Annotated in this window: 12 protein-coding genes; 8 read left to right on the top strand and 4 right to left on the bottom strand. The window is 32.4% G+C overall.

Annotated features, from left to right (window positions below; all coding sequences use genetic code 11):
- Positions 1–131: 131 nt before the first annotated feature.
- On the top strand, positions 132–3,038 hold the full coding sequence (locus tag AMD28_RS05855) for a PEP/pyruvate-binding domain-containing protein (RefSeq protein ID WP_055443224.1): 2,907 nt from the start codon (positions 132–134) through the stop codon (positions 3,036–3,038).
- A 1-nt stretch (position 3,039) separates the two neighbouring features.
- The gene (locus AMD28_RS05850) at positions 3,040–4,299 is read left to right on the top strand and encodes a serine hydrolase (protein ID WP_055443223.1); all 1,260 of its coding nucleotides are present in this window, start codon (positions 3,040–3,042) and stop codon (positions 4,297–4,299) included.
- Here AMD28_RS05850 and AMD28_RS05845 read toward each other — a convergent pair whose 3' ends face one another.
- Positions 4,300–7,116 carry an Npt1/Npt2 family nucleotide transporter gene (locus AMD28_RS05845; RefSeq protein WP_055443222.1) on the bottom strand — a complete coding sequence of 939 codons (2,817 nt, stop codon included), beginning with the start codon at positions 7,114–7,116 and terminating at the stop codon, positions 4,300–4,302. It abuts the gene before it with no gap.
- 6 nt (positions 7,117–7,122) lie between these two features.
- The gene (locus tag AMD28_RS05840) at positions 7,123–8,040 is read right to left on the bottom strand and encodes a serine hydrolase (protein WP_055443221.1); all 918 of its coding nucleotides are present in this window, start codon (positions 8,038–8,040) and stop codon (positions 7,123–7,125) included.
- 272 nt (positions 8,041–8,312) lie between these two features.
- On the opposite strand from AMD28_RS05840, the gene AMD28_RS05835 reads away from it, so the two are divergent.
- The 6 genes from AMD28_RS05835 (at position 8,313) to AMD28_RS05815 (ending at position 13,249) form a co-directional block, all read left to right on the top strand.
- Positions 8,313–9,413 carry a sensor histidine kinase gene (locus AMD28_RS05835; protein ID WP_055443220.1) on the top strand — a complete coding sequence of 367 codons (1,101 nt, stop codon included), beginning with the start codon at positions 8,313–8,315 and terminating at the stop codon, positions 9,411–9,413.
- A gap of 3 nt (positions 9,414–9,416) precedes the next feature.
- Complete coding sequence (locus tag AMD28_RS05830) at positions 9,417–10,745, top strand: sigma-54-dependent transcriptional regulator (RefSeq protein ID WP_055443219.1); 1,329 nt, start codon at positions 9,417–9,419, stop codon at positions 10,743–10,745.
- Positions 10,746–10,989: 244 nt separating this feature from the next.
- Positions 10,990–11,127, top strand: a complete 138-nt coding sequence (locus AMD28_RS18605; protein WP_161804621.1) for a hypothetical protein — start codon at positions 10,990–10,992, stop codon at positions 11,125–11,127.
- A gap of 12 nt (positions 11,128–11,139) precedes the next feature.
- Positions 11,140–12,435, top strand: coding sequence for a Glu/Leu/Phe/Val family dehydrogenase (locus tag AMD28_RS05825; protein WP_055443218.1), 1,296 nt, complete (start codon positions 11,140–11,142; stop codon positions 12,433–12,435).
- 20 nt (positions 12,436–12,455) lie between these two features.
- Complete coding sequence (locus tag AMD28_RS05820; protein WP_055443217.1) at positions 12,456–12,857, top strand: GreA/GreB family elongation factor; 402 nt, start codon at positions 12,456–12,458, stop codon at positions 12,855–12,857.
- Between the two features lie 14 nt (positions 12,858–12,871).
- The gene (locus AMD28_RS05815; RefSeq protein ID WP_055443216.1) at positions 12,872–13,249 is read left to right on the top strand and encodes a hypothetical protein; all 378 of its coding nucleotides are present in this window, start codon (positions 12,872–12,874) and stop codon (positions 13,247–13,249) included.
- Positions 13,250–13,328: 79 nt separating this feature from the next.
- On the opposite strand, the gene AMD28_RS05810 is transcribed toward AMD28_RS05815, so the two are convergent.
- Complete coding sequence (locus AMD28_RS05810) at positions 13,329–14,639, bottom strand: hypothetical protein (RefSeq protein WP_055443215.1); 1,311 nt, start codon at positions 14,637–14,639, stop codon at positions 13,329–13,331.
- Between the two features lie 22 nt (positions 14,640–14,661).
- Entirely contained in the window at positions 14,662–17,079 is a 2,418-nt protein-coding gene (locus tag AMD28_RS05805; RefSeq protein WP_055443214.1) for a TonB-dependent receptor, read from the bottom strand.
- Positions 17,080–17,237 lie beyond the last annotated feature (158 nt).

Genomic DNA, 17,237 nt, shown 5'->3' with positions numbered 1-17,237 from the left:
TATTTTATTAAGGATGAAAAGAGAGTCTCGAAAGAGACTCTTTTTTTATTTGTAATATATTTTTTACCTTATGTAAATACAATTCAAATTGGCATTACATTTGAAGTATAAGTTCTTAATAACTAACTACTATGAAAAAGATAATTTTATATAGCTTAAGCCTTTTGTTTTTAGCTTCAAATGCGCAATCGCAAGAACTAAGTAACGATAAAATCAAGCAACTAATTTCCTTATATAAAAGTGATATTCGTGGGCCATATAAAGATATTCGTTGGTTTTGTACCGATGGTAGCGTAAGGCAACCAAAAGATCCTTGTCCAGATAATATTGGTCCAGGCTGGCAACACGCGCGTTACAAAGATCAAGTGGAAGCTTTAGCCAAATCGAACCACATTTATTTTGGCCAGATTTTAACCTATACAGATAAAACCGATTTTTGGGATGCAGCAAATAACCATTCCCGTTTAAAACAATACCAATTAGATAAATATTTAAGTACGATAGATAATGGTTGGATTAACCAAAAAGGACAATTTTATAGAGGTGCAATCCAAAGTGAAGATGAAGCTGCTTGGGGAATTGACTTTTATAAATGGTTATTGGCAAACGATACTTTTTTAGAGCAAGATTTCTATCTAATTAGACAATCGCTTAAAGACATCCCACATCAAGGTGACGACAATATTGCGCAATTAATGCGTAGCCAATCTAAAGTAATTTCAGATGCTTTTCCTCCATTTATGGATTTACGTGTTAAAATTCATGGACAACCAGAACTTAGCGATATCGAAGCTGTAAAAGCGTTTAAAAAAGCACAAAGCACCAAGTTAACAGCGGCTTTAAACACGCAGTTGGCAGCTTTGCTTACTACAATGGAAACCTTTTATACGCCAATAGATATTAATGCTATTCCCAAAAAACTATCCCTAAGTAAAGACTCCAAAATTGGTTCTAAAATCAATAGCTATGTGGTATCCAATGCTGCAAACCCGGAAGTTTCTAAGCTCGTTATAGAAACGGCGCAATTATTATATGATATTAGATTGTCTTTAACCGAAGAAAAAAGTGCGAAATCAAGATTACAGTTACTAGATTTATCTTTAAAACTAGAAACCATCATTTTTAAAAATGCACCACAATGGGAAGCGAATACGATGGAAGAATTACTAAATAAAATATGCTATTTAGGTATGGCAACCGCAGGAGCTGGTTATATTGAATTACACGAATGGGAAGAACTTCAATTAACCGTTTCACCAATTGCAGAAAACACCATGACTTTACAAGAACTTGCTGCAATTTTAGAAAATGCAAGACGACAAGTAGAGTGGAGTTCTTCTATGGTGAAAGCAAATTATCAGAATATTGTTGATAAATACACCGCTTTCGAGCCTTTAAGTTATGGTTTTATAGACGATAAAATTAGAGGATCTATTGCTTTACATTTAGGTAAAAGTGTCAGTGATTTAGGCGATTTTATTGCCATCGAATCTTCATTAACTAACAAAGTCATGAATGTGCCAAACCAAAGTGCATTTCGAGGGTTAAATCCTGGTTATGCCTTCGGAGAATTAGTAGTTGTTAGTGGCTCTCCAGATGAAGTAGAAGTGGATTCCGATAAAATATATATTTTTCAAAGACCTCCTGCCGACTTAAAGCCAGTAGCTGGAATTGCAACCGTTTCCGAAGGAAATATGGTTTCACATGTGCAATTATTAGCTCGTAATTTAGGGATTCCAAACGCGGCTTTATCGGATGATAACTTAGAAAGCCTTTTAAAATTTAACGGTCAACATGTTTTTTATGCAGTTTCCAATAAAGGTAATGTGATTATAAAGGCTGAAAAAGATATGAATACTGAAGAGAAGGCCTTATTTGTGAAAAAGGAGCGCAATGCAGAAAAAATTGAAGTGCCTATTGAAAATATACGATTAGACGAAACCAATGTTTTAAATCTTAGAAGTGTAGATGCTACTGATTCTGGTAAGCTTTGCGGACCAAAAGCAGCGAATTTAGGACAGCTTAAAAAAATGTTTCCAGAAAAAGTAGTGGAAGGTTTAGTAATCCCTTTCGGAATTTTTAGAACACATATGGATCTTCCAATGCCAGAACAAACAGTTAGTTATTGGGAGTTTTTAAACGCCATGTTTTCGGAAGCAGAGAAAATGCGAGATAATAATATTGCAGAAAATATAGTAGAAGCATATCAATTAGAGCAACTTGCAATTTTAAGAGTTGCTATTAAAAAAATGCCATTACAAGCAACGTTTGTAAACCAATTAGAAAAAGATTTTAAATCTATTTTAGGAAAAGAATTAGGGAATGTTCCTGTATTCTTAAGAAGCGACACCAACATGGAAGATCTAAAAGATTTTACAGGAGCTGGTTTAAACTTAACCTTGTTTAATGTGGTGGATAAATCGAAAATTTTGGATGGTATAAAAGATGTTTGGGCTTCTCCATATACCGAACGTAGCTTTAAATGGAGACAGAAATACTTGTTAAATCCCGAAAACGTATTTCCTTCTATTTTGGTTATACCAAGTGTAGATGTGGATTATTCTGGTGTATTAATTACCAAAGGAATTAGTAATGGTAACGACGAAGATTTAACCATCGCTTTTAGTAGAGGAGCGGGTGGAGCAGTAGATGGGCAATCTGCAGAAACCTATCTTATTAAAAACAAAGGAGGTTACCAGTTTTTAGCACCTTCTAGAGAACAATATTATAATAGTTTACCAGTAACTGGAGGAACAGGAAAAAAACTAGCGAGTTTTGAAACGCCAATTTTAAACGCACAAAATATAAACGATATTAGAAATTTAGCACGTACCATGCGTGAAATAATACCAAAAGAAACACAATCGGATTATGAAGGTGCTTATGATGTGGAACTTGGTTTTAAAAATAATGAATTGTGGTTGTTCCAAATCCGTCCTTTTGTAGAGAATAAAAAAGCATTAAGTTCTACCTATTTAGAATCTATTACACCAAAAACAGACCAATCAAAAGCCATTTCACTTTCTAAAAAAATATAATATGAAAAAGTTAATAGTATTAGTTTTTGTTTTTGCTATGTGTTCTGCATTTACAATAGTGAGTTTTTATCCTATTGATGGCTATTCACATACCGGAATTAAACGTTTAAAGCGCTTAGAACTTATTAAAAGTGGTGAAATTAAAGATGCAACTTCGTTGCCAGCAGGAGCCATGAAATCGTATTTAGATATTCAACTTAATCTAACCGAAAAGAAAGCAGATTCCGTTGGTGCCTTTTTACGGAAGGATGTTAATTTTCAAAATGAAATTAGTGGTTTGTTTAGAGGATTAGATAAAAGTTATTCTTTGGCTGTACTAGATATTTCAAATGTAGATAGTATTAGATATGCTAGTAGAAATGAAACTGCTGGTTACCAACCTGGAAGTGTAGGCAAATTAGCAGTGCTTGCTGGTTTGTTCGATCAGCTGGCTAAAATATATCCAGACGATTTTGAAAAACGTTTAAACCTATTGCGTAATAAGTCTGTAAGAGCTGGCGTTTGGGGATTAACAGATGAGCATACCGTTCCTATTTATAATATAGAAACACAAAAATTAGTAAAACGTCAAGTGGTTGCTAGTGATGTTTTTACCTTGTTTGAATGGGCAGATCACATGTTGTCTGTAAGTAATAATGGCGCTGCAAGTATTGTTTGGAGAGAAGTTTTATTAATGCAAATCTTCGGAGAAAAATATCCGGATTTAACCCAAGAAGAAGCAGATGCCTTTTTTAAAACAGCCAATAAAAAGGAATTAACAGATATAGCAAATGATGTGGTTAATTTGCCACTTCGTGCGTTAGGTATTACCAAAGACGAATGGCGTTTAGGGAGCTTTTTTACACGTGGAGCAAATACCTATGTTGGTGATAAAGGAGGAAGTATTGGTTCGCCTTTAGGATTAATGAAGTTCTTAATTCAGTTAGAACAAGGTAATGTCATTGATCAAGAATCTAGCCTAGAAATGAAACGCTTAATGTACATGACAGATAGACGAATTCGCTATGCACAAGCTCCTGCTTTAAAAGAAGCTGCGGTGTATTTTAAATCTGGAAGCTTGTATAAATGCGATAGAACCAAAGGAGAAGATTGCGGTAAATATATGGGGAATGTGACTAATTTTATGAACTCGGTTGCTATTGTAGAACACGTAAATAATTGTAGGTATATGGTTGTTTTAATGACCAATGTGCTTCGCAAAAACTCGGCGACAGACCACATGAACCTTGCTACTAGCTTAGATAAAATAATTAGAAAGTAATTACTTAAATCGATTAAGAATCCCTTTTGCTTTTAGCTTAACCTTCAAGTTAGCGTCTTCAAGTAAAGGCACTATTAAAGGGGTAAACTTAGCATCATGTGTAGCTTCAATAAGATGTAAAACAGCTAATTTCAGTTTTACATCTTTTCGGTGTAATAAAGCTTGGTAACATTCGGTTTCACTCAATACTTTAAGGTTTAATTTTTTTACTTTTTCTTCCGAAATGGATTCCATTAAAATAGATTCTGCAACAGGTATCAATTCTTTTTTTAGTTGAATATCTATAATGTTATCTAAAAACTCAATGGCATGAATACGCTGTTCTTCTTTACCATGCAAAATAGAATCGTAAATAGTATCTACTTCATTTGGCGGATATTTTATTCCTAAAAACCTGAAAATTCGTTGTAATTGTCGATCTAATCGAAGCTCTAATAATTGAATGAGTTTTTTTCTAGCGGTAGTTTCTTCAACAGTTTCTGTATTTTTTTTATACTGAATTACAATTTGCGAATGGATAACCGAAAGTGTGTTTTGGTACAAATGGCATTCGTCTAAAATCTTATCAATAATATAACGATCTTTAATTTGAAGGTGTGGATACTTCCATTTTAAACGTTTTAAGGCTTCAATAGAAACCATTTTAATACTATGCTCGGTATCGTCTGCTAATTTTATTAAAGTATTTATAGCCTTCTGCGACGCAAATTTTTCAATAACCAAAACCATAACCGCAACATCTTCTAAATCAAAAGTTTCTTGTTTTATTTTTTCATATAAAATATCAATAATCGGTTCGTTATAAAAATACAATGCTTCCATGGCATTTTGTCTAGAATCTTTATGGGATAAATGCGGAATAATTAAATCTATAAATGGTTTGTCTAAGGTTTTTGATGCAGCAGTAAGTGCAATATTTACGGTTTGCGAATGGTTAGATTGTAGCTGTTCTTTTATAAAATTATAGTGTTTTTTTACACGTGCATTACCAATAGTTTCTAAAATGGCATGCGTTTTATGCATTTTGTCTTCTTTGTTTATTAAAGTAGCGTAGTCTTGTAAAGCATGTTGTATTCTTTGTTCTAAACTAAATTTTTCTTGTAATACAGGATTGTTTCGTAGCTCCAAAGAAAGTCCAATAAGCGCAGCATTAGCAATAGTTTTGTCGGTACTGTTTAAATATTTATCGAAAAGCGTAACCGTATTTTGACTGTGTTTTTTTAATAAATAACGAAATGCTGTAGTGGTAACTTCTTGATTTGCATCGTGTACCATTTTTTCAATTTGAGCACTTAAATTTTCAGATTTTAAAAAGTATAGGTTTTCAATTGCTAAGGTTCTAACTTTTGGAGAAGGATGTGTTAAAAGAACTTTAATTTCTGAAAAAAAACGTTCATCTTTTACTTCTAATGTTTTTTGAAGCATATGAATAATCTGATTTTCATTTCCATTTTTAAACACTTGTAGAACCGTGTTTACAATAGAGGTAACCTTTATTTCTTCCTTATTTGTTTTTTCCTTTTTGTGGGCAGAAGTATCAAAAAGCTTTTTAAATGAAATAATATATTCTTCCTTTAATTGATAGATAAAATACAACCAAACCAGAATTAATCCAATAATAATTAAACTAATATAGGTTGGCGAAATATCTAATCCGTTAATAAAGAAAATAAGAATAAAACCTGCTAAACCAGTAGCAATACTATCTACAACCACATCTGTAAATGTCTTTGTTTTCTTTTTGATTTCTATAGGAATTGGAATGGATAACAACTCGGTAGCAGCTTTATTAATAGACTGTTTTAAGCTACCATCTACAATTTTAATAAAGATAATCACCCAAAGTTGCGGAAGGATTAAAAGTAAAATAGAACCGATAAGAATTCCTGAAGGCAACCATAAAAGCGATTTACCAACACCAAAAGCGCCAACAATTTTTTGCGTTAAAAACAATTGTATTAATAAGGATATTACACTTAATGTGGAAAACCAAAAACCAAAAAAGGAAGCGAGTTCCTCCGGGTCTTCAATAAGTTGCGATGCATAGTCGCTATATTGATAATCTACCAGTTTTGCTACTAAAACGCTAATCCCAAATACAATAGCAATTAAACTTAATAATTTAGATTGTTTTATTAATTTAATTGGCGATTCTCCTTTTGGACCTTTTCGTATCGATACTTGAAATGGATTCAATTCTTTTACTTCATTTTTCCAAATACTTCTCGTTATCGGAATGCAAACAAACAATAATAAAGCAGCGACAAAAAGTAAATCTTCTGTGTCTATAAAAGTAGTAAGTAAGGAGGTTAGGTATCCTCCAAAGATTCCTCCAGCGATAGCTCCAGCACCAATAAAACCGAAAACGCGTTTTGCTTCGCGGACGTTGTAAACCAGATTCGCTAAAATCCAGAATTGAGACGCTGTTAATAATCCGAAAATAGCAACCCAAACATAAGGTATGTATAAGATTAACCCATTAGCTAGATTAAAATTAAAGGCTATAGCAAAGAGTATTAAAGAGATTACAGAGCCTAAAAGGGTTCTGTCGATAATAATATTTAAGGCATATTTTTCGAGTGCTTTATCATAAAAATAAGAACCTATTACAGCAAATATAGCTGTTAATACGTAGCCTAATGGTAATGCATCTGAAGATAACTCTGAAAGAAATAAAGAGTTAATGGTAGGTTTTACAATTAATAATACCGTAATGATTATAAAAATATTGAGCTGAAGCAATAAGGTTTTGTTCAGCTCTTCTTCTTTTAAATCAAAGACTTTTAGAATATATTTTTTTACTGTTTTCTGCAACACTAATTTTTAATTTGAAGCGGTTTGTTGTTTAATTTTAAGTGCTTTTTCTACAGGTTTGACCAAATTTCTTATTATTTGTTCTCCAGAAGAATCATCGATTAGTGCAACTATAATATAACGTCTTTCAGGATCCTTTCCCCAAACTAAAATAGAATCGGAATGATAGGTTTGCCAAGAACCAGACTTTCTAAATAGTTGTGCTTGCGGCGCAATTTTTTCGATGGTATTCACAAATTTGTGATGTAAGTCTGGATTACCCATAATATTAAGCATTTGTTTCGATCGCTTTCTATTTACCAGTTTTCCATTGGCTAATAAGTAGTAATAACGACAAACTTGATTTACACTTGCAGCATGACTTAAGTTTTTTAAAGGTTCTCTGTTGGTGTTTCCACCGCCTCCATAACGTTTTCCAACCCATAAACCACCACCATTATTTTGATCGTAAAACATGTATTTTGGATCTGTCATTACCGCTTCAATTTTGTCATATCCTAATCGGTCAATCATTCTAGTAGATGCAGCATTATTAGATTTAGAAATCATTAATTTCATATCATACTTTATTTCTGCAGTTTCCTTTAATTCTCCTTTTTCAATGGCATCCATAGCAGATAATAATATGGCGATTTTTGGCAAACTCGCAGCATACATCATATGTTCTCCATTAATGTTTGCATATCTTACTTTATTGGGATTACTTAAATCGACAATACCAATAGCCATCTTTTTTTCAGCAATTAATTGTTTCCATTTGGGGTTAGACAAGATTTCTTTTTCAATACTAGATTGAAGCGTAGCATTTGTTAAAGCGTTTAATGGTTTGATATTTGCATCATTAATTTGCAATGGCAAACCTGTTTGCGCATGCAAAAGAGAGCTAAATAATATAATATACGATAAGATTACTAATCTTGTTTTCATGTCAAAAATGTGCTATTAAAATTTAAGCAAAAATATTCTAAATACGTAATATGGAAACGTTAAAATTTATAATAATTAGATTCTTCATTTTATAGCAATAACAAGCTAATCGAGCGTATTGAAGTTGAAATAATGTTAAATTTTATTTTTTCATTTCTAAAAAGGATTTAGCTTGGTCACAAAAGTGCGTTTTAATCGTAATTTTTATAATTCATATAGCAATATTCACTTAGCTAATTTAAATATGTATTTTTGTTTTGTAAATTAGTAATATGGCACCATTAATTACAGCAGAAGATAAATTAAAAGAACGTATTAAAGAGCTTACTTGTTTGTATGCAATAAGTTCGTATATCGCTAATTGTAATATTGAAGACATTAATCCTACCATACAAGCGATAGCAATAAGTTTAAAAGATGCTATTCGTTTTCCGGAAGATGCTTCCGTAGAAATATTGATAGAGGATGCATTATTTAAAACAGGAAAAGCCCCTGTAGAAAAAGTGTTTATTCTTTCGGCTATTAAAACCTTTAATACACCAATTGGTTCTATAAAAATTGGGTATTCTGAATCTAAATATACAGCGAATAGTTTTTTAAATGAAGAAAAACAGCTTTTACAAAAAGTAGCTTTAGAAATTGGAAATTTATTAGAACGCAAACAAATTCTTGAAAATGAAGCAATAACCAAAAGGCAAATAGAACGGACAGATCGATTAGCTATTTTAGGAGAAATTACAGCAGGAATAGCGCATGAACTTAATACGCCATTGGCAAATATTTTGGGGTATTCTGAATTATTAAAAGAACAGTTTTTAAATAATACAGAAGCTACAAACGATTTAGAAAAAATAACAAACAGTGCTATTTATTCGAGAGAAGTGGTTAAAAAACTCATGTTTTTTTCTTGTGATATGCCACAACAAATGAAACTAACCAATATAGTTCCAATTATTAAAGATGCTATCAGTCTTTTAAAACCTAATTTTATAAAAAAGAATATTGATTGCCAATTGCATATTGAGGATACAAATATTCCGCTTCGTGCAGATGCTATTCAGTTAACCCAAGTTATTTTTAACTTAATAATTAATGCGGTTTATTTTTCTCCAAAAAACGGTCTTATTCAGGTTTTTGTAAAGCAATCCGATAAGGATATAGAAATAAAGATAAGTGATGAAGGAAAAGGAATTCAAACTTCTAATAACGATAATATTTTCAATCCTTTTTTTACAACAAAACCGGTTGGAGAAGGTTCTGGTTTAGGATTAAGCGTGGTGCATGGAATTGTTAAAAGTCATAAAGGAAATATAAAACATACTCCTAATGTTCCAAAAGGGACTATTTTTACTATAACCTTTCCTAAAAATTAAAACATGGAATTAAATCGTGAAAATATATTAATCGTGGATGATGATGTTCATATTTTAGAACTCATTCAGCGTCATTTACAAGCATTAAACTATCATACGTATAAGGCGATTTCTGTAAAAGAGGCTATTGCTATCTTACAAGATAAGTCGATAGATTTATTAATTACTGACTTAAAAATGCCTGGTGTAGATGGTTTAGAGTTGGTGAAATATGTTTCCGAACACTTTCCGAATATTCCCAAACTAGTAGTTACCGGTTTTCCTTCCATTGATGGCGCTTTAGATGCTTTACGATCTGGTGCAATGGAATATCTAACCAAACCATTTACTAAAGAAGAATTAAAAACTGCAGTTACAAAAGCTTTAAAAGAACAACCCAAAAAAGTACAAGTTGCTTCTAATAAAACAGAAGATAAAAAGGCCTATGGCGAACTTATCGGACAATCTCCAGCGATAAAAAAAGTAACCGACGTTATTGATCGCGTAAAAAATAATAAAGCAACCGTTTTTATAACTGGCGAAAGTGGTACTGGAAAAGAATTAGTTGCACGCTCTATTCACTATATGGGTAAATATGCCACAGCACCTTTTATTGCTGTAAATTGTGGTGCTATTCCAGAAAATCTATTAGAATCTGAATTGTTTGGTTACACCAAAGGTGCTTTTACAGGAGCAGATAATGATAGAAACGGATTTTTTCAAGCCGCTAATAAAGGAAGCATATTTTTAGACGAAATAGGAAATGCATCTTTAGCGACACAATTGCGCTTGTTACGTGTTTTGCAAGAAAAGGAAGTAGTTCGCGTAGGATCTCAAAAAGTAGAGCCTGTAGATGTTCGCGTTATTGCTGCAACTAATGTAAATCTCAAAGACTTAATAAAAACAGGGCGTTTTAGAGAAGATCTTTACTATCGATTAACGGTTGTCGAAGTAGAAGTACCGCCATTACGAGATCGTAAAGAAGATATTCCGCTTTTAGTAAATAAGTTTTTATTTAAGTATGGGGTAGAATTTAAAGATAAGCTAATTTCTATTGCTCCGGAAGCACTTACTGCTTTAGAACGTTATAACTGGCCAGGAAATATTCGTGAATTAGAGAATGTAATCCAACGTTCCGTTATTATGTGTGATAAGCAAGTTACTATTCAAGACTTGCCAGAACAATTAAAATATACCATTGCTTTTCCTGAAGAAAGTCAGGAATTCTTATCCTTAAAAGACATGGAGAAAAATTACATCCTTAAGGTTTTAGAGGCTACCAATAATAATAAAACGAAAGCGGCGAAAATTCTTCAAATAGATCGCAAAACTTTAGGCGAAAAAATAAAATAAAGCACTTCTAAAAGTGCGTAATATTTACACAGTTGTGTAAAACCTCCTCACTTCCATAATATTCATTATTCTTGTTAATTTAGATTAATCAACTGATTATTAATTAGTTGCGCGTTTTTGTGTGAAATTATTAATTTCATGGCACAGCAGTTGCCTTTAGGTTTACAATATATAAAACTAAAAAATGAATAGTGTTATGGAAAACAGCTTATGCAGTAATTGCAAATATAACAACGACTGTAGTTTGACGACAAATAAAAATTTTATATGGTCTTGTAGTGAGCATGAAATAGCTGCTATTAATAATTACGACCAAGAAAAACGAACTACAAAAAAGGCCTTCGAGTACCAAACTACCGAGCGTGCTATTGAAATGATCTAAACAAAACAAAAGATGACTTTAACAAAAGAATTAAAAAAGAAAAAACAACCAAAACAAGGGATGCTGGCAAATGTTATGCAACAATTTGATACTGCAGCAAATATGGTTGATTTAAATCCAAACATTAGAAAAATACTAGAAGTAACTAATAACGAATTAATCATTCATTTTCCAGTGCGTATGGATAATGGAGAAGTGGAGATTTTTAAAGGTTACAGAGTACAGCACAACAACGCTTTAGGTCCGTATAAAGGAGGATTACGTTACCATCCTACAATAGATATAGATTCTGTAAAAGCATTAGCAATGTGGATGACCTGGAAAACATCACTAGCAGGATTGCCTTATGGTGGTGCAAAAGGAGGGATTCAAATGGATCCTAAAAAATATTCTAATGCAGAATTAGAACGTATTACAAGACGTTTTACGTATGCTTTAGGAGAAAATATTGGACCAGAACACGATATTCCAGCTCCAGATGTAAATACAAATTCGCAAACTATGGCTTGGATTGCAGATACCTATATGTCTACAAAAGCACCATCCGAACGTTCTAAAAACCAACACGTAGTAACCGGAAAGCCTGTAGGTTCTGGAGGATTAGAAGGTAGAGATAGAGCAACAGGATTTGGTGTGTTTTTAACCATTAAATATTGGGCAGAAAATAAGAATGTAGACCTAAAAGGGAAAACATTTATTGTACAAGGTTTTGGAAACGTTGGTTATTGGGCAGCACACTTTTTAGAATTAGAAGGCGCTAAAATGGTAGGTGTTCAGGATGCTTTTGGATCCATATCTAATACCGAAGGATTATCTGTAGAACATTTGTTTGAATACATTAAAAACAACCAAGGAAGTATTCAAGGATTTCCAGGTGCTACAGCAGTTGTAAAAGAAGATTTTTTCGCATTAGACTGTGATATCTGTATTCCTGCTGCATTAGGTAATCAAATTACTAAAGACAATGCAAATGATATTAAAGCTTTTTTAATTGCAGAAGGAGCCAACGGACCAACAACTGTAGAGGCAGAGCAGATTTTATTAGAAAAAGGAATCACTGTAATTCCAGATATCTTATGTAATTCGGGAGGTGTAATTGGTAGTTATTTTGAATGGTTACAAAACAGAAACGGAGAGCTTTGGGAGTTAGATGAAATCTTAATCAAGTTAGATAAAAAAATAAAAGAGGTCTTTAATAAGGTGCTAAATAAAGCAGAAAGTAAAGAAATAGATTTACGCTCGGCAGCATACTTTATAGCAATAGAACGTATTGAAAAGGCTTATGTACAAAGAGGAATTTTTCCTTGATAATTTAAAAAGAATAGAACATGAAGTATGGCAGTATAGTATTAGAAAAAAAGGAATATGTTACTTTAAAACAGTTACTTAATTTATCAGATAGTTATAAAGAATCTACAAGAAAAGCATCCATTTTAAGGTTGAAAGAAGAGCTGAAAAGTGCGATAATATTAGATGAAAATGAATTACCAGAAGATATTGTTCGGTTTAATTCTAATGTGGTTGTGGCAACTAAAGATGGTTGGCAAAATGATTTTCAATTAGTAGGAGCAACAGAGAGTAATTTTTCCAATAAAAAAGTTTCCATTCTAACCCCAATGGGTTTGGCTATTATTGGCTATGCAGAAGGAGACGTGATCGATTGGGAATTTCCAGGGGGTGTAAAATCTTTAGAAGTTAAAGAAGTAAGACAAACAGAAAAAGTAAAGTAAAAAACAAAATAATTATGGAATTAAATACATTTTTTAACCATGATACAGATGAGCAGATTATTCAGAAAAGAAGTGCTGAAGAATTAAATTTATGGATGAATCACATTGATTATATTATTAATGAAAGTGATAGATTATCCAAAATAGCATCCAATGTTATCAAGAATAGAGACTTTAGAGATCAATTTTTAGAAGTAATTATTAAAAACCAATCTGTTTTAAATGCATTGAACGGGTATAAAAATACCATGCCCCAATACAAAGAATGTGATAATTTTGAATGTGATTTGTATTACATCAATAAGCATGAAGATTTTAGAAAGAAATACTTAGAAACCGTTGCTAATTATCGAGCAAATAAAAATAAGTTTTATTCTGAAATACTTTCCTAAATACCTAATAACGAAATAGAAAAAAGCCAAAACAAGATCTTGTTTTGGCTTTTTAATTTTTTTAAAATGGCATTCAGTTTTAGAATAGCCCAATATAAGATGCATCAGCAGTTCCAGTATGTAGTGTTGCTCCAGTTGTAAAACCATCAGCACTAGTAGAACTTGGGTCTAAAATATACACATTCCCAGAACCTCCTAAAGAGGTTAATGCCATATATAATTTACCATCAATAACACTTGCCCATTGGTATTGACGTAACCATAAGTCTAAAGAAATATTCAATTTCACAGCTGTTTTATTATAAACATCTACACGAACAATATCCCAATTAGAACTTGCATCATCTCCTAAATCTGTATTTAAAACAGGAACATAACCAATACCATTACCTACATAGAACCAACCTGTGTTCGCTTCGGCATTATGACCTAAAAGTGATTTAATATTGAATGTATTGTATGAAGTATCATAAACACCATTACTAATTTTCATTATAGACGCATCTCCGTTAGTTACTAGTTGGTAGGTATCTCCGTTTTCATCTTTATGTGCAACTGGAGTTCTGTAACCATTAGTAGAACCCTGTGCTAAAGTAGATGTAATAGTAGTTTCATTCTCTAAAGAAGGGTAGTCAACAACTAAAGTTTCTACATTATCATAAACCATAGTTCCATTTTCACCAGTTAAAGCGTCAAAAAATCTTTTAGCAACACCATAGTATAATTTTCCATTGGTAATTACAGGAGCATCAATACGAAAGGTGTGAATTCCTTCTGCAGTTTCATCATTGTTATAAGGAAATTCAAAAGAAGTGTTTTCTAAAACAGACATGGTATTTAAATCTACTCTAGCTAAAGTAACTGTCGCGATAGTTCTTATGTAAGGAGAAGTTTCATCTGTTGGGTCTTCATAGATGTTTTCTGTATTTACATTATGCAACATGGCATAATTATCATCAATTTTTGTCCAACGCGGATATGCTGTTCCCATTACCGCTTGAATATCGGTTGTTAAGCTTAAATTATAGTTTTGTCCGCTAACGTAGTTATATTTAGAAATATCACCACCACCATAATTCAAGTTGTATACTGTTTTTCCATCATTAGATGTGTAAACTCTTGCTGTACGTGTAGATGGTACTTCATAACCAAAACCATTAAATGTAAATGTTTTGGTTGGGTCGTTAAGTTCTTCTACAGTTACTCCTTGCGTATATGTAGCCGAATTTCCTGTTGCGCTAGATCCTATTACTAAATGGTATGGTCTATAGGCAGATTCTCCTTCTGTGCTTCCAGAAGAAATATCATCATCACTACCACAAGAAAATGTAACTAAAGTTATAGCCGATAAACAGACTATATTTAATAAAGATTTGAAATTAAAATTCATAATGTTTAGATTAAAATTGGTTTTATAAAATTGTAAATGAAAGTTTGCTATAAAAACCTCTTCCTGGTTTTTGCAGCGCGTAATTATCGAATATTTGATTGTTCAATATGTTTTTTACATCAAAACTTAATGTGATTTTCTTTTTCGGAAAAGTATAAGCAAATCCTGCATCGAAAGATGTTTGACTAGGAATCGTTGTTTTTCCTGCTCCACCAAGCGTACTACCATGTCTGAAAAATTCATGAACATAAAGTAAATTGGTGTAGCTAGATAGTTTAGATCCTTTTTGAATAAAATCCGAAGTATCGAATTTTAAATTATAATTCATTGTAAAATATGGCGTATTGGCTAATCGCTCATAGCTTGGTGTAATTGGGTTTCCGTCTACATCATAGGTTACATTGTAATCTCTAGCATTAAAAAAAGAGGTATTACCACTAAAGTATATTTTTTCGTTATAATTATAGTTTAGGGTAAAGTCGAAACCTTCTGTGTATATTTTTCCGATATTCGAATTTTCGAAGAATTCCTCATTACTTCCTGTAGGGAATTGCATAATTAAATCTTCAGTATCTCTAATAAACACGTTAGATGTAACTCCAAAAGTGTGTTTTTTATACGCTATATTATCATAGGAAAAACCTAAATTATAGTTGTTACTATGTTCTGGTTTCAGATTTACAGAAGCATTTACATTGGCTGCAACATTACCAAATACCTCGTTAGCTTCTGGTAAACGAATCGCTTTTTCAGCAGAACCAAATACGGTGAACTTTGGAGAAAAGGTATAAGAAATGGAACCTCCATACCCCAAATCGTTCGAGCTTATATTGTTTTCTTCAATCACAATAGTTGCAGTCGATGTGTTAGAAGTTCTAGTTCTTAATTTAGAAGTTCTGTCTATATAATAGGATTTCGCAAAAATAGAAGTCCTTAGTTTATCTTTAAATGCTACGTTTTCAAAGGAAAGTGCTAAAATCGATTTACTGTATTCACGTTCTTCTTTTAGTGCATTTTCTACAGCGGGAAGCATCGGATCATCCGAATCTCTTGTAAACGTATTTAACAAATGGTTTAATTGAATGGTGTTATTTTCGTTTAGATGGTATGCTAAGTTTGTTCTTGTGTTAATGGTTTGATCTATATCTTTTTGTAGGGTTGGATCACCAGCTTCCGCTCCCGAAGCCCAAACGTCTGGATCGTTATAATAACTGGTAGGATGGCCTAACCAACTGTATTGCGTAGCAATAGTATCTATCGTTTTTCGGTGTAATTTGGAGAAAGAAGCAAAAGCACTAAAATCTAGATTTTTAATAAAATCTTTTTTTGCATAATCCAAACTGTACATATTTGTCCTTTGTTCGGTAAATCTATTACCATAAACAATTTCCATAGTAGCACCTGTTTGTATTTGCTGATCCATATTGGAAAGCAATACACTCGCTAGTAATTTATCTGCCCATGCTACATTGGTATAACCAAATTCTGCTTTACCACCTTGCGATCTGTATCTGTCATGAAAACGTTCTGCTTCAATATAAACATCTGGAGTACCAGCAGAAAGTGCTACTGCAACTTGATCTCCAGAAACTTTATAATTGTTATCGGCATAATTTACAAAAGCAGAACCTCTTGCGGTAAAACCATTTTTGTTGTTTCGGTATCCACCATTTATATCTGCACGATAGGTTCCGAAAGACCCAGCAGAAATGGATGCTTTTAATTCGTTTTTAGTAATGCTATTTAATACAATATTAATAGCGCCTCCCATGGCATCATCCGATAAATGCGGAGGCACAACACCTTTGTAAACTTCTATTCGTTTGATTAAAGAAGGAGGGATGCTGTTTAAAGAAAAGGAAGGTCCGAAATTTCGAATAGGAACACCGTCAATAAAAACTTTAACAGAATTTCCGGTCATTCCATTTAAGTTATAATGTGCATGAGAACCTAAACCACCTGATTGTCTAACGCGAACACCAGCAGATTGATCTAATAATTCATTTACCTGAATGGATTGTATTGCTGCAGCTTTGGTTTCAATGACATTAACTGCAAACCCTTTTTCTTCTATTTTTTGTTGTACTGTTTTCGATCGAACAAGCACTTCGTCTAATTCTTGAAATTCGGATATTTCTAATACAATATTTACTTCTTTGCTTTTAGAATCTAGCAATACCGTAATCGTTTTAGGTTTTGCATCTAAGGAATAAAATGCTAGGGTATAAGTGCCAAACGGAAGGTTCTTAAAATTAAAAGCACCGTTTACATTTGCGCTTGTTTCTTTTTCAATGGATTTACCTTTAAGCATGATATAGGTAGCAACAGCGGGTTCTTTGGTGTTAAATTTTACTTTACCGTAAAAGTCTCCTTGCTGAGCGATAGCAGAAATACTAAAAAATAGAAATAGATAAATGGATAAGGTTTGGTTTGGAAACACGTCTTAAATTTTTTACAAAAGTATCCTTATTTATATTTATTCCAAATAAAAATAAGGATTTTTTTAAAATATTTTTTAACTCCTTTTATAACAAAAACATAGTGCTTTTTTGGAGGTGTTTAGGTGGAGTGATTTTAAAGTAATTTTATTTTAATAAA

The sequence above is a fragment of the Lacinutrix himadriensis genome (assembly GCF_001418105.1).
In the GTDB taxonomy this organism is placed as follows: Bacteria; Bacteroidota; Bacteroidia; order Flavobacteriales; family Flavobacteriaceae; genus Oceanihabitans; species Oceanihabitans himadriense.
Note: the sequence above shows the minus strand (reverse complement) of the source record. Positions and strands in the feature narration are given on the sequence as shown.